This is a genomic window from Hydrococcus rivularis NIES-593, assembly GCF_001904635.1.
Lineage (GTDB): Bacteria > Cyanobacteriota > Cyanobacteriia > Cyanobacteriales > Microcystaceae > Hydrococcus > Hydrococcus rivularis.
This window is the reverse complement of the sequence record NZ_MRCB01000001.1, coordinates 416,187-434,188: the sequence shown is the minus strand read 5'-3', so window position 1 is coordinate 434,188 and position 18,002 is coordinate 416,187. Positions and strand designations below refer to the sequence as shown.

At 43.4% G+C, this 18,002-nt stretch carries 23 protein-coding genes; 7 read left to right on the top strand and 16 right to left on the bottom strand.

Features of this window, described 5'->3' with window-relative positions:
• Nucleotides 1-130 precede the first annotated feature (130 nt).
• The 3 genes from NIES593_RS01975 to NIES593_RS01965 are packed head-to-tail and all read right to left on the bottom strand — an operon-like array spanning nt 131 to nt 2,110.
• The gene (locus NIES593_RS01975) at nt 131-736 is read right to left on the bottom strand and encodes a cysteine dioxygenase family protein (RefSeq protein ID WP_073597962.1); all 606 of its coding nucleotides are present in this window, start codon (nt 734-736) and stop codon (nt 131-133) included.
• Nucleotides 733-1,515 (bottom strand): anti-sigma factor, encoded by a 783-nt coding sequence (locus NIES593_RS01970; RefSeq protein WP_073597961.1) that lies wholly within the window; start codon nt 1,513-1,515, stop codon nt 733-735. The genes NIES593_RS01975 and NIES593_RS01970 overlap by 4 nt, the downstream gene beginning before the upstream one ends.
• Nucleotides 1,508-2,110, bottom strand: a complete 603-nt coding sequence (locus NIES593_RS01965) for a sigma-70 family RNA polymerase sigma factor (RefSeq protein ID WP_073597960.1) — start codon at nt 2,108-2,110, stop codon at nt 1,508-1,510. The genes NIES593_RS01970 and NIES593_RS01965 overlap by 8 nt, the downstream gene beginning before the upstream one ends.
• A gap of 278 nt (nt 2,111-2,388) precedes the next feature.
• On the opposite strand from NIES593_RS01965, the gene NIES593_RS01960 reads away from it, so the two are divergent.
• The 3 genes from NIES593_RS01960 (at nt 2,389) to NIES593_RS01950 (ending at nt 4,276) form a co-directional block, all read left to right on the top strand.
• Complete coding sequence (locus NIES593_RS01960; protein WP_073597959.1) at nt 2,389-2,940, top strand: TlpA family protein disulfide reductase; 552 nt, start codon at nt 2,389-2,391, stop codon at nt 2,938-2,940.
• Nucleotides 2,941-3,053: 113 nt separating this feature from the next.
• Nucleotides 3,054-3,896 (top strand): cytochrome c biogenesis protein CcdA, encoded by an 843-nt coding sequence (locus NIES593_RS01955; RefSeq protein ID WP_073598055.1) that lies wholly within the window; start codon nt 3,054-3,056, stop codon nt 3,894-3,896.
• Nucleotides 3,897-3,934: 38 nt separating this feature from the next.
• Nucleotides 3,935-4,276, top strand: coding sequence for a thioredoxin family protein (locus tag NIES593_RS01950; RefSeq protein ID WP_073597958.1), 342 nt, complete (start codon nt 3,935-3,937; stop codon nt 4,274-4,276).
• Nucleotides 4,277-4,392: 116 nt separating this feature from the next.
• Here the strand turns inward: NIES593_RS01950 and NIES593_RS01945 are convergent, their stop codons facing one another.
• Nucleotides 4,393-4,752: a winged helix-turn-helix transcriptional regulator gene (locus tag NIES593_RS01945; protein ID WP_073597957.1), complete on the bottom strand. Its 360-nt coding sequence runs from the start codon at nt 4,750-4,752 to the stop codon at nt 4,393-4,395.
• Between the two features lie 2 nt (nt 4,753-4,754).
• On the opposite strand from NIES593_RS01945, the gene NIES593_RS01940 reads away from it, so the two are divergent.
• Nucleotides 4,755-5,468 (top strand): carboxymuconolactone decarboxylase family protein, encoded by a 714-nt coding sequence (locus NIES593_RS01940; protein ID WP_245817222.1) that lies wholly within the window; start codon nt 4,755-4,757, stop codon nt 5,466-5,468.
• Nucleotides 5,469-5,564: 96 nt separating this feature from the next.
• Here NIES593_RS01940 and NIES593_RS01935 read toward each other — a convergent pair whose 3' ends face one another.
• The 7 genes from NIES593_RS01935 to NIES593_RS01905 all read right to left on the bottom strand — a co-directional run bounded on the left by NIES593_RS01935 (nt 5,565) and on the right by NIES593_RS01905 (nt 12,492).
• On the bottom strand, nt 5,565-5,951 hold the full coding sequence (locus NIES593_RS01935; protein ID WP_073598053.1) for a YybH family protein: 387 nt from the start codon (nt 5,949-5,951) through the stop codon (nt 5,565-5,567).
• Nucleotides 5,952-6,093: 142 nt separating this feature from the next.
• Entirely contained in the window at nt 6,094-7,008 is a 915-nt protein-coding gene (locus NIES593_RS01930; RefSeq protein ID WP_175561008.1) for a lipase family protein, read from the bottom strand.
• Nucleotides 7,009-7,224: 216 nt separating this feature from the next.
• Entirely contained in the window at nt 7,225-9,183 is a 1,959-nt protein-coding gene (locus NIES593_RS01925; RefSeq protein WP_073597955.1) for a calcium-binding protein, read from the bottom strand.
• A gap of 55 nt (nt 9,184-9,238) precedes the next feature.
• Complete coding sequence (locus tag NIES593_RS01920) at nt 9,239-9,532, bottom strand: hypothetical protein (protein WP_073597954.1); 294 nt, start codon at nt 9,530-9,532, stop codon at nt 9,239-9,241.
• A 26-nt stretch (nt 9,533-9,558) separates the two neighbouring features.
• Complete coding sequence (locus NIES593_RS01915) at nt 9,559-10,446, bottom strand: spondin domain-containing protein (RefSeq protein WP_073597953.1); 888 nt, start codon at nt 10,444-10,446, stop codon at nt 9,559-9,561.
• 27 nt (nt 10,447-10,473) lie between these two features.
• Nucleotides 10,474-10,716, bottom strand: coding sequence for a DUF4278 domain-containing protein (locus NIES593_RS01910; RefSeq protein WP_073597952.1), 243 nt, complete (start codon nt 10,714-10,716; stop codon nt 10,474-10,476).
• Nucleotides 10,717-11,118: 402 nt separating this feature from the next.
• On the bottom strand, nt 11,119-12,492 hold the full coding sequence (locus NIES593_RS01905) for an AAA-like domain-containing protein (protein ID WP_073597951.1): 1,374 nt from the start codon (nt 12,490-12,492) through the stop codon (nt 11,119-11,121).
• 42 nt (nt 12,493-12,534) lie between these two features.
• On the opposite strand from NIES593_RS01905, the gene xseA reads away from it, so the two are divergent.
• Nucleotides 12,535-13,683 carry an exodeoxyribonuclease VII large subunit gene (xseA, locus tag NIES593_RS01900; protein WP_073597950.1) on the top strand — a complete coding sequence of 383 codons (1,149 nt, stop codon included), beginning with the start codon at nt 12,535-12,537 and terminating at the stop codon, nt 13,681-13,683.
• Nucleotides 13,680-13,913: an exodeoxyribonuclease VII small subunit gene (gene xseB / locus NIES593_RS01895; protein ID WP_073597949.1), complete on the top strand. Its 234-nt coding sequence runs from the start codon at nt 13,680-13,682 to the stop codon at nt 13,911-13,913. Before xseA ends, xseB begins: the two co-directional genes overlap by 4 nt.
• Here the strand turns inward: xseB and NIES593_RS25060 are convergent.
• A complete protein-coding gene (locus tag NIES593_RS25060) occupies nt 13,884-14,012 on the bottom strand; it encodes a hypothetical protein (protein ID WP_281250691.1) in 129 nt (42 codons plus the stop codon). The two genes, xseB and NIES593_RS25060, sit on opposite strands and share 30 nt — an antisense overlap.
• 107 nt (nt 14,013-14,119) lie before the next feature.
• Complete coding sequence (aroB, locus tag NIES593_RS01890) at nt 14,120-15,217, bottom strand: 3-dehydroquinate synthase (RefSeq protein WP_073597948.1); 1,098 nt, start codon at nt 15,215-15,217, stop codon at nt 14,120-14,122.
• Nucleotides 15,218-15,318: 101 nt separating this feature from the next.
• Between aroB and petL the strand changes: the two genes are divergently transcribed.
• Nucleotides 15,319-15,414, top strand: coding sequence for a cytochrome b6-f complex subunit PetL (petL, locus tag NIES593_RS01885; RefSeq protein ID WP_139253603.1), 96 nt, complete (start codon nt 15,319-15,321; stop codon nt 15,412-15,414).
• Nucleotides 15,415-15,480: 66 nt separating this feature from the next.
• Here petL and NIES593_RS01880 read toward each other — a convergent pair whose 3' ends face one another.
• The 3 genes from NIES593_RS01880 to NIES593_RS01870 form a co-directional block, all read right to left on the bottom strand.
• Nucleotides 15,481-16,104, bottom strand: coding sequence for a 4Fe-4S single cluster domain-containing protein (locus NIES593_RS01880; RefSeq protein ID WP_073597947.1), 624 nt, complete (start codon nt 16,102-16,104; stop codon nt 15,481-15,483).
• Nucleotides 16,105-16,234: 130 nt separating this feature from the next.
• Nucleotides 16,235-17,152, bottom strand: coding sequence for a histone deacetylase family protein (locus NIES593_RS01875; protein WP_073597946.1), 918 nt, complete (start codon nt 17,150-17,152; stop codon nt 16,235-16,237).
• A gap of 22 nt (nt 17,153-17,174) precedes the next feature.
• Nucleotides 17,175-17,927 (bottom strand): Mut7-C RNAse domain-containing protein, encoded by a 753-nt coding sequence (locus NIES593_RS01870; protein WP_073597945.1) that lies wholly within the window; start codon nt 17,925-17,927, stop codon nt 17,175-17,177.
• Nucleotides 17,928-18,002 lie beyond the last annotated feature (75 nt).

Genomic DNA, 18,002 nt, shown 5'->3' with positions numbered 1-18,002 from the left:
CCTTCGCTAAGATGGTATTTTTTATAAATAATGTTTAATTACCAAACTGTCGATACAGAAAAGTTAAGGATTTGAGACGCGATCGCACTTAACTTTTGAAAGACTTTTGCTGTAGAACTGGGTTTTGGCTTCAGAAATTCTTGGCGGTATGAGTCATCGAATCGAACTCAAACCGTTGGGAATAGTCTGTAACCCCATAAAGATTAAATGAGATTGTCGGTTCGCAACCCAAAGGCTCGACGCTGTGAATGGTATCGGGTAGAAAGCCAATAATATCTCCAGGCACGAAAATTCTTTCGCTAACTAACTCGATTCGATTAGGATATTCTAGAGTAGGCGATCGCCGCCAAAACCGATGCTTTTCTTCTCCGTTAATAAGAGCAACAATTCCCCAAGTGGCATGGTTGTGAATCGGCGAAATATTTCCTGGCAGCCAAGCTACCATTTGTACTGTCAGGGGAAAGTCGCAATCCTCATAAAGAAAATGCACCGACCAACCAGGAGCGTTCGGGGGATCGACAAATTGCATTTGCAGCCAATAGGAGCTAGTGAGAAGCTTTCGCACTCTGGGCGCGATCGCGCGAATGCGATCGCGATCGTCTGCTACAGTATCGAGAATGTCCTCTAGTTCCGTGAGAAATCGGTAGAGACGATAAGGCTTTTGGGGTAGTTCGAGTTCGTCTAGAGGAAGCGCAACGCAGTCGCCATTGCCATTTACTAGCCAATCTTCACTCATATCTGCGAACTCTTCATCACAATAGGACCCGTAGGACGAGAAGAATTCGGATCTTTTTCTAGCGTTACGATTAACCCTCTAAATTGAGGATGATAAAATTCTGCGTACATTTGAGAAGTAAAGGGAAGTTGAGAGGTAAAGTCTCCCCAAGAATAAGGCTTAACCTCACCGCAGGGTAACTTTCTACTATCAATTACCGTCCAGAGCAAATAAACGTATCCTGGGGGAGGAGCAGGTAGATTGCGAACGACCATTACCGCTTTTTCTCGGTCGGGATTCATCATAATACTGCCTGAAGCTGTATTAGTTGCGTTGACTCCCTTGAAGGTAAATAGGCGAGTTCCTGATTCTTGAAGCAAAGTATTGACAGCTTGAGACTGACTGAGTTCTTGGCGCAAACGCTGGTTATCTGCCGTAAGAACGCTCAAATTCTGACGCAAGCGGTAGTAATCGAACCCTAAAACAGCAACAAACAAAGCCGCCAAACTGCCAGCGACTCTTCCCCATCGCATCCGAGATCGTTTTGCTGCGGTAGGTTTATCGCTCGAAATTTCAGCCTTGGCGAGGATGGCTGGTAATAGATGAGTTGGTGTTTCTACCTCGGTAAAACCATCGAGGACTTGTCGCAAGACTTCTTGTAAGTCATCGACTTCTTTGACGAGTTCGGGATTGTTAGCAAGTAATTGCTGAAACTCTTCAGCTTCTTCAGGGGTGAGGTCATCGACGACAAAACCTGCCGCGAGGGATTTGATGCGATCGCGTTCTGGAGATTCATTCATAGGTTACTGCACTGGAATCTAAGAGAATTTGTTTGAGTTTCAGCAACCCCTGACGGGTGCAAGTTTTGAGTGTCCCTAGAGGAAGATCGAGTTTTCGGGCAATTTCCGCCTGAGTGAGTCCTCCATCGTAAGCCATCTCGATCGCTCTTCGCTGCTTGTCTGGGAGTTGGGAGAGAGCATCGCGAAGGCGTTTTTGACGCTCTGCTAGGGTAGCTTGCTCGACTGGCGTAGGATAAGATGTTTCTTGAGTCATGGTTTGTCCCCATCGTTCGAGGAGTTTTAGCTGTCGGTTGCGAGAACGAAGTTTATCGAGCGATCGAGATCGGGTCATACTAACGAGATAGCGCACGAAATAGCGACAATCGGGATATCTAGACGCATTGCGCCACAATGCCAGAAAAACATCTTGAGTCAAGTCTTCTGCTTCTTGAGAGTTTCCCAGGATTTTGAGCGCTAATCCATAGACGAGCCGACCGTAACGATTGAAGAGAACATTTAACGCATAGGAATTTCCCTTTTTGAGCGCATCAAACAACGCTTCATCTGTTAAAGACGAAGGTTCGGTTGGGTTGGATTTGGGTAGTTGAGGCTCCATGCTTTCTCAAGAAGCCGATAATTTCCAAGTTAGCAAGAAACTTTTTTCCACAATCTCCCTCCTGTAGCAGCATCAACTATTCTCTATCTATATGACGCTTGGCGCAGCGAATTGGATTGGGTTTTTTTCTACAAAAAATTAACACAGAGCGAATGGGAATAGAGCATCAATACTTGATGTTAAAACGATCGCGTCAATAACTTTTCAGATGATTTAAATCCAAAACGTCTTAGCGATCGTCATGAAAGATAGACACGACAAAATTCAAGGAGATCGCTATGCACAGACCTTCCAATTTATTGCTCAAGCTATGTTTAAGTAGCCTAGTCTTTTCTGTATCGCTCGTTGCGATCGCCTCAGTAAAAACTTCTGCCACTGCGATCGTATCCTCTAGAATTGAAGTCGCTCAAGCCAATCCTTGCGCTTCGGCTAATCCTTGCGCTTCAGCCAATCCCTGTGCTGGTAAACTCGGTTCCGTCGGCGGTACCCTATCGAGAGAACTACAGGGAAAACCCGTCGTAGTTGATATCTATGCCAGTTGGTGTCCGGCTTGCAAGAATATCGCACCTACTTTATCGCAACTGAAACAACAATATGGCGATCGCGTTCATTTTGTCGTCCTCGACGTAAGCGATAAATCTGCTTCACAGCAGTCGGAAAGCAAAGCTAGCCAGTTGGGACTTGCTGAGTTTTTTGCGGCGAACAAATCCAAAACAGGAACGGTGACGATTATCGATCCAGCTACAGGCAACATCTTAGCGCAACACAAAAACAATCCCGACTTGTCAGCTTACACTAGCGTCCTCAATACCGAACTCGCTAAAAAGTAGTTTTTAGTACGCGATCGCAACAATCCAGATCGATGCTGCTCTGGCTCAAATCTAGCTTGCATCCGAGCAGCATTTCTAGAAACGCAGAATTCCCGAAAATTTGGAGAATCTTGATGAAAATCGTCCGCAAACCCGACGAAAAAATTGCTACGGGTAAAATTTCTCGACGACAAAAACAGTGGTTGTTTTTTGGTGGTTTCGTACTGCTAGGATTAGCGATCGCCTTAATCTTTGCCGAACCCATCTCCAAGAAAATCGAATACTCGATCTCGGTAGTGGAAAACAGCTATCAGCAATGGTTGGACAAACAGGATACGACTAATCCGCTAGTGCTTTTTCCTCTAGCCTTTATTGGCGGACTGATTGCCAGTATTTCCCCCTGTATCTTGGCAATGCTACCCGTTAACTTAAGCTACATCGGCACGCGCAATATTAAATCTCGTCGAGATGCTTTTGTTAAGGCAAGTTTGTTTGTACTCGGTACGATAACTATCCTCAGTCTCTTTGGTTTGGTTTCCTCGTTTGCCGGAGTGGTTATGGTCGAATACCGAGGCTATATTAACCTCATCGTCGGCGCGATCGTTTTAGTAATGGGTTTGAGCCTGTTGGGAATTGTCAAAATCCCTTTACCTCAAGTTAATGTCAATACCTCTGGTTTGAGTCCCTATGGAGTCGGCGTAACCTTTGCACTGGTGAGTTCTCCTTGTGCGAGTCCGGTTTTATTTGCGGTACTGGCGGCGGCGGCAACTGGATCTCAAATCATGGGAGTGCTAACAATGGTCAGTTATGCTCTCGGCTACACGATTGTCATTTTTCTCACAAGCCTAATGGCGGGACTGGCAAAGCAAACCAAACTTTTGCTGAACTACTCGGAGTGGATTGTCCGCATTGGCAGCATAGCTCTACTCCTAGCAGGGGGATATTATCTGGTTGTTGGTATGCTTTGGTTTTTCTAAGTCAATTCAAATTTCATCGCCTTTTTAGGAGACAAAAAATGCAAGAAACTTATTACTTAAATGAAACCTTTTATACTGGCAAAGCAGCTTGGCAGATACTGATGCAAAGTTCGGATAAACTGATTATTGTCAAGTTCGTTGCGCAGCACTGTGGTTCCTGTATTACTCTCAAGCCTGTGCTGGAGGGGTTGGCAACCGAATATGTCGATCGCCTGCACTTAGTTGAAATCGATATAGTTGAAGAAACTGAAATGGCGATAGAACTGGGGATTAGAAATGCTCCGACTGTAGTACTGTTTAAACAAAAGCAAGAACTGGCTCGAATTGCAGGACTGAAGCCGAAAAAGCAATATCTGGAAATGGTGCAGCAGGCACTCTAAATGTTAGGATCGGCTTCCGCACAGGCTATCTATCAGCAGAGACTAAATGCTCTGAGCAAGGCGATCGCGTTCCTTAAATTACTTTAATTTACCTGAATGGTGGTGTTTTGAGGTTTTTATGGGAGCGATCGCGCTTGATTTCCGAATTTATCCTGTAAAGCTTCAATGCGATCGAGAATTTCAACAAATTCTTGACCAAAAGGGGTTAAGCGGTACTCAACGCGGGGTGGAACTTCTGGATAACTTAATTTCTCTACAATTCCGAACTGAATCAGTCTCATTAAACACTCATTCAATACTTTTGTACTCAACCCTTTTTCAGTTTTCACCAATGCGCTAGGGCGAATTGTCCCACAACGAATTTGCGCGAGAATATGGATCGTCCACTTGCACCCAAGACAATCCTCAAATATAGCGATTAGGTCAGATGGATAGTTAGAAAAAATTTTTGAGTCTGCGTTCGCTGACGATTTCATATTTGCAACTAAAAAGTACCTACCTTACCAAAAAGTATTGTCTTGAAGTTGAGTTAGAAGTCCTTTATCTTAACCTACATCAGCGATCGCTAGGAGTGCAAAAAATACAAATGTTTCCAATTCACGATGAAACTACTGCACCAGAGGCTTCTAAACCACTGCTGGAGCAAGCAAAAAAGAACCTCGGTACGATTCCGAATTTGGAGAAGGTAATGGCTGAATCTCCCGCGCTGCTTGAGGGATACGTTCGCCTCTGGGAGCTATTTGATACTACGTCATTATCACTTATCGAACGTCAGGTTGTTTATCAAACAGCCAATTTTGAGAACCAATGTGAATATTGTGTTCCTTGGCACACGAAGCTTTCACAGCTTGCTGGTATGCCTCCCAATGAGATTGAGGCGTTAAGGCGCGGAGCAGAATTATCAGACCCAAAGCTTGAAGCATTGCGGCGATTCACGCAGTCTTTAATCTTGAATCGAGGAAAGATAGTAGAAGCCGAATTAAAGGCATTTTTCAGAGCAGGCTATTGTGCCCAGCAAGCTCTTGAAGTAATCTTGGGAATTGCAGTTAAGACAATGAGCAACTATACAAACTCCATTGCTGGCACACCTCTGGACAAAGCAGTCGAGAAGCTGACATGGAAAAAGCCTATTATTTCAATGAAAACAAACACAGAACTTTTGGGAGAGCGAAGCGGCTGCCAGCAACTTTAAACTTGACCCCAGCGAATCCCTTCAGTCCGGTGCAATGCAATTGTGAGGTGGCACTTTCTATTTTCTTCAGCAGAAGAAAACCCACCTCAACGATCGTTACTTGAGATTCCACATCTGTCTTTTAATCAACCATTCCCCTGATGCCTCTTGGTGGAGAAGCCAGGTCTTTGTTAATTTGAATGAATTCGTTGTCCCATCAGCGTAGGCTATAGCAGTCCCGTCAACTTGCGCGATTCCGTATATCCATCGCTCGTCGATCCGCAGAGCATCAATGGGTTGAGATTGGATACTCCATTTCGCCACATCATAGTCCTTTTGTTCGCTCTTTGCAATCTCGTCCGGTCCATGCTCAGGCTCTGAACCCGGTGGAATCCGAATTGCGTCTGCGGCAAATAGCTGACCATAGGCTACTGAATCGTTGGCGTTAACGGCTGCCTGATACTTCTCGCACATTCCCTTAAGAACCTCGTTCGCATCAATCATAGTTCGTGTCTCCTTGGTTAGTTTGCTTTCTCCTTTTGCATGGGAGGCAAGCAGTATTGATATAACCGAAACAGCCAGCCAGAACAACTATCCCCTATTAAGATGATATCGAGAATAAGAATTTAACTTTTAAAGATTGCAGCTAAACTTTTGAAAAATTTAAACAATTTAATTGACTGTAAAACTCTCCAGTTTCATAAGATAAATTGCACAATAACTTTTCCAGACTTTGCTCTGGATTTCCCAGATTTACGGCAATTTTGAGTAGATAGAAAGCGAGATTATGATCTTTAATATTTTCCGTGCTATATCTAATATTCTTTTGTCCGATCGCGCTAATTAACCTCATCCAAAAGTTATACATCGAGTTGTCTAAAGCTTGCGGTTGAGTATACGTGTAACCGTTTTCTTCTCCTAGCACGATCTTTGAGCCAAAATGATGATAGCCACCTTGTAATCTGGTCAAAATGGTTCCTGGGGGCAAAAGTGGAACGACATCTTCATGATTAATAATGCGAAGCAACGGAAGATGCTGACACATTTGAGCGCCTTTTCGGTCGGTTACTTTTGGCTGACCGAAGGTAATACATTTTTCGAGTTGATAGCCATCTTCTTTGAGGAACATCATCAGAATAACTGCGATCGCGCCTCCTAAACTATGTCCGGCAATTCGAGTTTTATACTCTTTGTTTAGGTGTGGCAAAATGGCTTTATAAACATCATCAGCAGCGATATAAAACCCCGTATGAAGGTCGATATTGACGCGACGATCCATAAAGTTTTTGTTGAAGGAACGTTGCATATAGCGAAAATTAAGCAACCAGTTTCTTAAATTACTCGAACCTCGAACGGCAATCCATTGAGTTTGAGTTAGATCGTCCACTTCAACGATGACATTTACTTCCGATCGCCGCACTTCGCGAATAATTAATTTAGATGGATTGGGTACTCTCCATCCTAATGTTTCAGTAATATCCCATCCGATTTGACTGATAGTATAAGCTAGCTGCGATCGCAAGCCATATTCTAAGATTTCTTTGAAATTAATAGCTGTCATTTTTGCTCCTGTTAGAATTAAATTATTTTGCATTAATCTATATTCTTTTTATAGGATTTTTAAGAAGAAATTTCGATACAGAAAAGTTAGGATTTTATCGATGAGATCGACTTAACTTTTCAGCCTTAATTCTTGCGATCGCATAGATAAAACATAAAAGAAGCCCGCGCGGGCGGGCATTACTTGTTGAGGCAATTAAGCTTGATGCAAGAGACTTTAAACCACAGTGCTAGTAAGATTTAAAAGTTGCTGTTCGGCTGCATTGAGATTGCCTCGGACGTTGACGAAATCTTCGTTACTCAAATTAATCAGTAAATCTTGCTGACCGCGAACGAAGCTGATTTGTCCGCCAACTTGTAGATACTCGCTAAAGTCGAAGGTATCTCCTGCTTGGAAACCTCGAATGCGATCGAGATCTTGCTGTCCGTCTTGGAAAATCTCGCCGCCAAAGCGGAAAGTATCGCCTCCGCCGCCACCCCGTAGAATGTCGCTCCCCGCACCGCCATCGAGCCAGTCATCACCGCCATTGCCGCGCAAAACGTCATTACCTAAACCGCCAGCAAGATAGTCTTTCCCGTTACCGCCGATGAGGGTGTCGTTTCCGTCGCCGCCGTAAACCAAACCGTTGACCGTTCCACCGCGACCGTCAAAGAGATCGTTACCAGCACTCAGCAAGACATCTCCGTTAATCGTTCCTTGGTTGCGAACCCGCACGAATCCTTCAGCTTCGCTAGCATCGATCGCGAGTTTTCCGTCAGGAATAGCACCGCCATCAATCGTGCCACGGTTGATAATCCAACCATTAAGTTGAGTGCGGTCTTCAATCAAGACAGTTGCCCCATTTTCTGCGGCAAAAGTGCCGTAGTTTTCGATATTGCCATTGAAAACGGATGTTTCTGCACCCGACGCGCCAACCCAATAGAGACGCACCGCAGAAGCTTGGTTAGTATTGTTATCGGGCGCACCATCGGGCAAACCGCGTCCCTGTACCAATCCTCGGTTAACCACCGAACCATTGACTTCAGCACCCAACTCTAAGGAGATAGCATCGCCATTTAAGCCTTCTCCAACATCGATAACGCCAGTAGAACGGTTTTCAATAAAGATATTGCGAGCCGTTACATCGCCGTAAACCGTTCCGTTACGAGGATCTGCCGAACCTGTAATCAATCCCTCGTTAATCAGCGTTACTTCATCGCCACCGATATTAACAGAACGACTGCTACTGGTGATAATGCCATCTTCAGTGTTGCGAAGTACGCCATTAACTTGACCGCCATTAGCGAAGTTAACCCCATCTCGTCCGCCGTTAATCGTGCCACTGTTAACGATTTCTCCTGTCAGTTGGCTGCCATTTGCCAAGAGAATACCCGTTCCGTTGGCAAGGTTATCGCTAATAATCGTGCCGCTATTGATAATGTCGCCATTAAGTTGCGTGCGGTTTTCTATCAATACGGCTGCGCCATTTTCCGCCGCAAAAGTGCCATAGTTTTCGATATTGCCTTTAAAAACGGACGTTTCTGCACCCGAAGCGCCAACCCAGTAGAGGCGCACCGCAGAAGCTTGGTTGGTATTATTATCGGGCGCACCATCGGGCAAACCGCGTCCCTGCACCAATCCTCGGTTAACCACCGAACCATTGACTTCAGCACCCAACTCTAAGGAGATAGCATCGCCATTTAAGCCTTCTCCAACATCGATAACGCCAGTAGAACGGTTTTCAATAAAGATATTGCGAGCCGTTACATCGCCGTAAACCGTTCCGTTACGAGGATCTGCCGAACCTGTAATCAATCCCTCGTTAATAAGTACCCCGCCAACACCGCCAATATTGACAGCGCGACTGCCACTGGTAATCGTGCCAGTATTGAAGATACGAGCAGAGGCGGTATCGCCATTAGCAATGTTAATGCCATTGAAACCGCCATTGATTAAGCCATCATTATTAATGACAGTACCAATTCCTTCAACTTGAATGGCTGTATTAGTTGGATCTGCACTAACAATCTCGCCGCTATCTTTGACATCAATTTGATTGAGTGTATTTTGAGTGAGGACGGCGGGTTGAGTTGCATCTGTCTCTAGACGACCTGCGACTTTTAAAGATTCGCCAAATTCATCTAAGATTACGCCTTCAGTTACGGTTTGTCCGGCAGGAATGTTAATAGTAGTCATGAGATTTTTCTCCAATTGCTTAGTTTTGTACGATTAATGGTTAATTTTTTCCGAGCTAGTTACGCAGAAACATCAATTGTCTGACTGATTTTGCGTCTAGTCCTTGGACTGCTTGGGAATTTTTTGTTGCTTGAATTCCTGCAATAGAAATTAACAAGATTAGAGTCAACCAAACTCCCAAGGATATTATTTGTCTGACAAAAATTGACTCTTCCTCTTCGAGAGGTTTTTGGTTCGCTTTGAGGAATTCTTCTTGGAAAATCTGACTCCAATTGCTTGAACTTATCATCCAAAAGTAATTCCAACTAGGGGCGGACTTCTCGCGATCGCAAAATTTGGGTTTTGGCATAATTATCCCCTCCAATAATTTCGGGATTAATTTGCTTTCCGACGCAAACGATACCCTGCTAAAAAGGTTGCGCCAAAAACTAGCAAACCTGCACTAATACCTGGTTCTGGTACGCTGACTTTTTCGATTTTGATTCGAGCTATCTGATAGTCTGGGGCTGTAAAATCAGCATTAGTAAATAATCCATTAGCTGAATCTAAAACGCCGCCAGTCCCGCGCGGACGAAAACCTGGGTGACGTTGAATCGTTCCGTTTTCTTCAACTCCCTGAGCGATTTGTGGCAAGGTAAAGGGAACATTGGCTAAACTTTCGTCATTGACTTCCGTTCCTGCATCCCAAACTTGATTGCCGGAAATAATAAAATCTGCCCCTAGAAAATTCCCTTCGCTATCAAAAATTTCAAGAGGATTTTCATCGGCAATGAAGGCATCATTGCTGGGAAAAAACATGGCAGCATAACTGAAGAAGTGATTTTGAGCTAAATTGCCATTGAGATTAATAAGAGTTGAATTAGATTGACCGGGGAAAAGTCCAAAAAAAGGATTTTCTTCGGAAGAAAGAATGTCTTGCGTTCCTTCATTGCTATTAGCAAATAAGCCTGAAATTGTATTTTCTAGCGGAATGATGAAATTATTAACATCGATACCGAGATTTTCAAAACCTGGAAGACGATTTTCTAACCCTGTATATCCATCTTCGGCAACGTGTTCGATTCCAGTTGAAGCAGTAGCACCAGGATCGAAGGTATTAAAGCTACCATCGTGAAAACCAAACCAAACTGGAGTCACTAAAGCGCCTTGTTGGGGTGCTATATTCTCAATGGTTAACTTTAAGGTGACAGCTTTGGCTACCGATGGTATTGCGATTGTTGATGCGATCGCGCAGGTTGTTGCTATAATTCCCTTAAATTTCATCTATTTTTCTCCTATTAGAATATTCGATTAAGCGATCGCTGTTTTTAACTCAGTCTTACCTGCTTGGTTATGCTTGGTTAAAATTATCTTTTTTGAATAGGAAATACCGCGATATTTTAGTTGAATATTTGTTTGACGTAGAATCGATTGAGGTTTAGGATTTTCGATTTGATAAGTAATGCCGCGATATTTTACGGTTATTTCATTTTTAAGAATGGGTGAAGAGATGGCTTGCAACTCATACTGACAACCGCGATAGGAAAGTTTCATAATTTTGGCTCCGTTTATCTCTTTTGTTTGCTAATCCTTTTATAAGGCTTTTGAAAATTAGAATCGATACAGAAAAGTTAGGGAGTTAGCAGGAAGAGAAACTTAACTTTTCGAGAGTTGGAAGTGTGAAGTTAAGATAGGCAAAAAACTGAAGACGCGATCGCAGCTTATCAAAAACAAAAAAAGTTAAGGAGTTAGAACAACAATAACTCTTTAACGTTTAATTTTTTATTCCGAACTTTTGTTTAGTTAAAAACCACCAACAAAGATATCAGCAGCACTCAGAATAATCAGAGAACCTGACGGGAAGACAATCGAGGTAATTTGCTGTTGCGCGGCAGCGCCAGTCCCATCAACATCGAAAAACAGTCGGACAGGTTATGCACTTTGATAACTTAACTTTTAGGAAGATACGATGCGATCGCAAAAATACTGCCGATATAACTCGCAACTGGGAACGACAAGATCGCCTTGCAAATTAACTAATCCCATGCTGTGTAACTTAAATTTTAAATTTTGTTCTAATTCAACAGGAGTGGAAGCTTTAATAACGCGATCGCAAGCGGATGCCAATTGAGGATGTTCTTGCAAATGGCTTAAATGGCGATGTAAATGATTGCTGTAAATCCCTGCATCTGTCGCTGCCGTTTGCATTAATTGTTCGAGTGTCAGATCTCGTCGCGCGAGATGATATAGTGCCTGTTGGACAAGATAAGGATGTCCTGCCAGAAGTTGCATTAGTTGAGACAGTTCGCCTTCAGATAAGTTAAGTTGATAGCGTTTAGATAAATCGAGAACTTGTTCGTTACTAAAAGGATGCAATTCGATCGCCAATCCTACATTAAACGGCGATTGATTGATATCGAGAGGAATATAAACTTCTGTAGAATGAACGATAATCAGCCGCAGGTTTTGCCAGAGGGGATTGCCGCTTTCTCCGTAAGCTGCTTCTTCGTACCAAGATCGCAACAGCGAAAAGAAATCATCGGCAATCTCTGGATGTAAAAATACCTCGTCAACGCCATCGAGTGCTAGAACTAAAGGTGCATTAAGTTCTTGCAGCAAACAGTCTTCAAAATACGTCGTACAATTACTTTTAGAGCCAAAAGTATCGCTCCAATAATCGTCTACTTGTTGGGATAGTTGTAACTTACGAGCAATGGAAGCACAAAACCAGCGCAAAAAGCGATCTAAATCGCTAAAAATGGCTTTATCTGCTCTTTGGAGGCTTAAGGGAACAGTATAGACTCGATCTGAAATCTGTTGTCTGGCGCGATCGAGTATTCTGACCATTAAGGAAGTCTTACCCATTTGAGTCGGTGCTTTAATGCGAATGAGCGCACCCGATCTGATAATCTCTTGATAGCAGCGCGATTCAACGGTCGGACGTTCTATATAAAAAGCCGATTTAAGGGGAATTAATCCTACTGGCGACTTTAATTCTACAACCTGAGAACTGTCGATTGGCGATCGAATACATACTACTCGAGCAGCTTGCTGGGCCAGCACTGCCATTAAATTTGTTTTACTAACCTTTTCTCCAAGACTTAAGGAAAGTAACTGCCACAGCTTAGGCCCGACATCATGCTTGATATACTCAGGAGCATAGCCAATCTCGTCTGCGATCTGGTCGTATCTTTTTCCTTGCAAGGCTCCCTGAAAAACGGCGACTTCAATATTTCTTAGATGCCGAGAAGTTTTGGCAAAAACGGCTGCATCTGCTACTCTAAGTGCGATTTCAAAGGATATGGGTTGTTCTTCCCCTATGTCTTTCATTTGTCTGCGCTAACTTTGTTAAAAAGTTAACTTAATTATCTTATGTCTACTGCCCGAACGGCTATATCAGTCGCCGAACTCACTGCCTATATTCGAGACCTTTTAGAAGGCGATCGCTTGCTGCAACAGATTGTAGTGGCAGGCGAAGTTTCCAGCCTTCACGAACATTCTAGGGGATTGTTTTTTACCCTCTGCGATCCCCATGAGGATGCTGCGATCCAATGCGTCGTCTGGAATTCTTTGCGATCGCGACTGGCACGACAACCGCAGCGAGGAGAATTATTAATCGTTCTAGGCAGTCTTCGTCTCTATCCGAAACGAGGAGAATATCGACTGACGGTTTTTCAAGCAGTAGCCATCGGCGAGGGATTGCAAGCATTGCAGTATCAACAATTGCGATCGCGCCTACAAGCTGAAGGATTGTTCGATCTCGAAAGAAAACGTCCCCTTCCCCCCTATCCGCAAACTATTGCCGTAGTCACTTCTCCTACTGCTGCTGCTTGGGGAGATATTCAACGCACTCTTGCACGGCGCTATCCTGGATTGCATATTCTTCTCTCCCCTGCAACCGTTCAAGGAATAGACGCGCCCGATTCTATCGTCGAGGCAATCGAAAAAGTGAATCGAGATGGTCGCGCTGAAGTATTGATTCTAGCAAGAGGTGGCGGTGCAGTGGAAGATTTATCTTGTTTTAATGATGAAAGAGTGGCGAGGGCGATCGCTCAAAGTAAAATCCCCATTATTACAGGAATCGGTCATCAACGAGACGAGTCATTAGCTGATTTAGTTGCCGATTTTAGCGCTCATACCCCAACAGCTGCCGCAGAAACAGCAGTTCCTTTATATTCTCAACTGGTTATCGAACACCAACAACGAGTCACAGCGCTAATTGAAGTATGTCAGCGGCGAATTGACCTAGAATCGAAACGTTTGGAACAATTGGAAACTCGTCTAAAACGCTTCCCCTCGACTTCTCCACAGCTACTACAAGCTACTGCACGCTGCCAGTTATTGAAACAAAAATTAATGGCTCTCGACCCGCGAGCAGTTTTACAAAGAGGCTATGCGGTAGTAAGAGAAGAAAATGATACTATTGTGCGCTCTAGTTCTAATTTAGCTACGGAGCAAACGTTAAAAATTCAGTTAGGTCGAGGAGTTATTAAAGTAAAAATTACTGAAATTCTACAATGAATAGCGATCGCAAAAATAATCAAAATTGGAAGTATGAGGAAACCGTAGCCCAAGTTGAGAAAATTATCGAGCAGATCGAATCGGGTTCGCTGCCCCTAGAAGAAGTTTTTGAGAAGTTCGCGATCGCGATCGAACGTCTGCGCGAATGCGAATCTTTTTTAGCAATTGGGAAAGAGAGAATGAATTTATTAATAGAAACGTTAGAAAAAGAAGAAGATATTGAATTTTAAGATAATACCAATTTTCAGGTTTTCGCGATCGACATTCTTCACCCCTCTCCCTATTTGGGAGAGGGGTTGGGGGTGAGGGCGATCGACTATCTGTGTCATTAATGAATGAAAAATGGTATAAGTCACTAGGTAGGCATAATTAATACTTTTTATAGTCATCTAATAATTCCATTGAATTTTGTCAATTCATCTGTCGTCTTATTATTTCAAATTCTGATTTCCTCAAGAACTTCCCGAATCAAATCCGACGGAACCCGGTCGGTTATTGTCACCTTCCCTATTTGAGTGGGAAGAATAAATCGAACCTTACCTGCTTTTACTTTTTTATCAGTTTGCAACGTTTCAATAACAGCTTCGCTATTCAAATCAGTAGGAATTTTTGTCGGCAAACCTGCTTTTTGAATTAAATGATTTTGGCGGATTTCTTCCTCCTGAGTCCACATCTGTAATTTAGTCGCAATTCTTCCGGCGGCAACCATTCCTATTGCTACTGCTTCGCCGTGATTAATGACGCTATATCCAGTCAAACTTTCGATCGCATGACCGATAGTATGACCGTAGTTTAAAATCGCTCTCAATCCGGCTTCTTTTTCATCCTTGCCAACGACATTGGCTTTCGCTTGGCAAGAACGAGTTAGAATGATTTGTAATAATTCTTCGCTCAAATAAGCAATATCATCTAAACGATCTGCTCCTTCTAATTTAGCGAATAAATCTCCATCCCAGATAACGCCATATTTGATGACTTCTGCCATCCCAGCACGAAATTCTCTCACGGGTAAAGTTTTTAAAACTTGGGGATCGATTAATACTAGACGAGGTTGATAAAATGCACCAATGAGATTTTTTCCTTTGGGATGATTGACACCCGTTTTACCCCCAATAGAGGCATCAACCATTGACAGTAACGAGGTAGGAACTTGCACGAAATTAATCCCCCGCAACCAGGTAGCCGCCGCAAAACCCGTCATATCGCCAATTACGCCGCCTCCTAAAGCCAACATGGTAGAGGAACGTTCCAGGTAATTTTCTAAGGCGGTATCGTAGATTTGGGCGATTGAATCTAAGGTTTTATTGACTTCGCCTTCGGGGATCGAGTGAGTAAAGACATCAAAACCAGAATCTTTGAGAGAAGTTAAGGCTATTTCACCATAATGGCTAAAAATATCTGGATTGGAGACAAGCAAAATTTTTTTTCCTAAATTAAGCTTGTTGATATAGCTACCCAGTTGAGTGAGACTACCAGGCGCGATCGCAATTTCATAAGAGTTTTCGGGTAACTTAACCGCAATGACAGAAAGCATGAAGAATAAGAACTGGGAAAATGCAGTGAGAATAGGGGTATCTCTCAAGAGTACAATAGCAAAGAACAAATGTTTAGTAAGTGTTTAAAGGAAAAATGTCGATGTTTGCAGTCATCTCCTACATAGCCATCCTATTGCTATTTACTGCGATCGCTCTGGGACTGTACTTTGGATTCCGTAGCATTAAACTAATTTAAGCAGCGAACCGTTATCAGTTATCAGCGATGCGAAATAACTGATAACTGGTAACTGATAACTGGTACTTACTCCAGTCCCATCTGACCCCAAAAACCCGAAATAATGCGAGTGCCATCTTTGAGGATGTGAATTTCTATTTGGTCGGATGCCCAAGTAATTTTGTCTTGGAAGGCGGGATTGAAGACGCGAACTTTTTGATTGCTAGAGGATACAGGCGATTCGGGAGAGTGAATGGCTAGAGATTCAATATACGGACCATCGATTAAAATATCTAGCTGTTCTAATAACTCTGACGAACCTGGCGGGGCAGATTTGGATTGCAGTTGTTCTAAAGTAAAGCCACTAAACGACATGACATTTAATCGCGCCGCTTTGACTCGCTTAGCTAACTCTGCCAAGGCAGGCGCTTGCCAAAAAGGTTCGCCACCGGAAAAAGTAACGCCCGTGTTGCGAGGATTGCTGAGGATTTTTTGAGCGAGTTCTTCGACTGAGATGAGTTGATTGATTTCAAATGACCAAGAAGAGGGATTAAAACATCCAGGACATTCTCGCGGGCATCCTTGCACCCAAACTACAGCACGACAACCAGGTCCGTTGACTTCTGATTCATCAACATAGCCCATAATGTTCAAGTAACCTGGGGGAATTTTTTGTAGTGCCGATAAAATTTTCGCGGTTACGTTAGTCATTGTTATTCATTATGAGTGAATTCTAAGCGCGATCGCGTTCTATCTCTAACTATCATGTTAGTTGAACGGCTCGATTGACGAGCGATTTAGTCAATATATTTTTAAAATCGGCTCGATGATTGGCTCAAAATTACAATAAACACTTTTCGATGGTTGCAACTACGGATTGCGATAGTGCCCTGAGTGCATATCCTCCTTCGAGTCCGAAGAGAATGCGGCGAGTAATTTTTAATAGGTAATCGGTAAACGAACCATAATCTTTTGGTTGCAAAGCTATCTCAGCTAAAGGATCGTCGGAATTGGCATCGTAACCCGCACTCACGATTAAAATATTTGGCTGGAAATCGCTGAGGAAAGGAACGACTAAATTTTCAAAGGCGGGTTGATAACTCTCAAACGTACTCCCTGGTGCCATAGGAATATTGAGGACGTTATTATGCTTGCCGCGATCGCTTGCCCTCCCCGTTCCAGGATAGCAAGGAGATTGATGGAGCGAGCAATAAATAATATTGGGATTAGTTTCGACAATTGCTTCAGTGCCATTGCCGTGATGCACGTCCCAGTCTAAGATTGCCACCCGATTTACCCCTGGTTGTTCTAAGGCATAATAAGCTGCGATCGCAGCATTAGAAAACAGACAAAATCCCATTCCTCTTTCTCTTTCTGCATGATGTCCTGGCGGACGCGCCAAGACAAAAGCGGGGTTATTGGTTGCCAGTACCTTATCGACTCCATCTAACCAAGCGCTGACGGCTAATAAGGCCAGATCGTAGCTGCGAGGGCAAACGGGAGTATCGAGATCCAACAACCCTCCGCCGCTTTCTGCAATCTGGCGTACTTTATCTATGTAGGCGCGAGTATGTACCTTTTGGATGTATGGCATGACATCCCTATTCGGTACGGGAGTTGGCAATTGCCAGTCCAGTTTATTCGCCCAGGTAACTGTTTTTAGGGCTTCTACAATTGCTGTCAAGCGTTCCGATCTTTCTGGATGATAGCGTCCTGTATCGTGAGCAAGAAATTCGTCCGAGTAAATAACTGGAAACATGGTCTGGAAAATGTTGATAAAGTTACGAGAGGCTAGCAGAAGAGATCAACCTTTCGATTGCTCGTTCCATTCGCTGAAAATGCGACCCTTGCCAATAAATTTGGCTACAACCCGTGCAGCAATGAAATTCTTCAATTTCTCTGCTTATTCGCGAGGGAACCAAGTCTACAATTGACGCTTTATCAATTGGTTTGATATTACCATTACAACGCATGCATCTTTGAAATGGCTTGATAGCATCAAACAAGTTAAAATGTCGCAACACTTCGACAACTTGCTTTTCTGGGTTGGTTTCCCTTACATAGTAACCGTAGGTTACTAGATTTCTCATTAATACTCCTTTATCGCGAGTTAAAAGAATCCTATCTTCTAGTGCCGAAATTTGAGCGAGTTCGGCATCTTCATAGTCATTGCGATAGAGAGTATCAAAACCCAGCATCCGTAACAATGACGCTAGTTTTCCTAAATGAACATCTAACACAAAGCGTGCAACTTCGGGTAAAGGCGGCTGAAGTCTAATGCCTGACGGAATTTCAGGAGAGGCGGAGATAGGATAGACAGTAATGCGATCGCCATCTTGAAGACTATAAGAAAATTCTACCGCAACTCCATTGGCAACAATGGCATAAACTTCTGGGTGGGGAACGCCTAATGCTTCGATGGTGTCTTTAATCGACGGGCGTTCTTTAAACTCATGAGTAAAACTTACTCCTTTTCTGTGTGGCGGAAGGAAATGATTGAGTTCGGCTTGAAAGCAAAAAATTGCTCGTGCCATAAGGCAAAACAAGGTTTTGGATGCCAGCAATACTATTGTATTGATTTTACTGATAAGCTGCTAGTTCTCTGATTT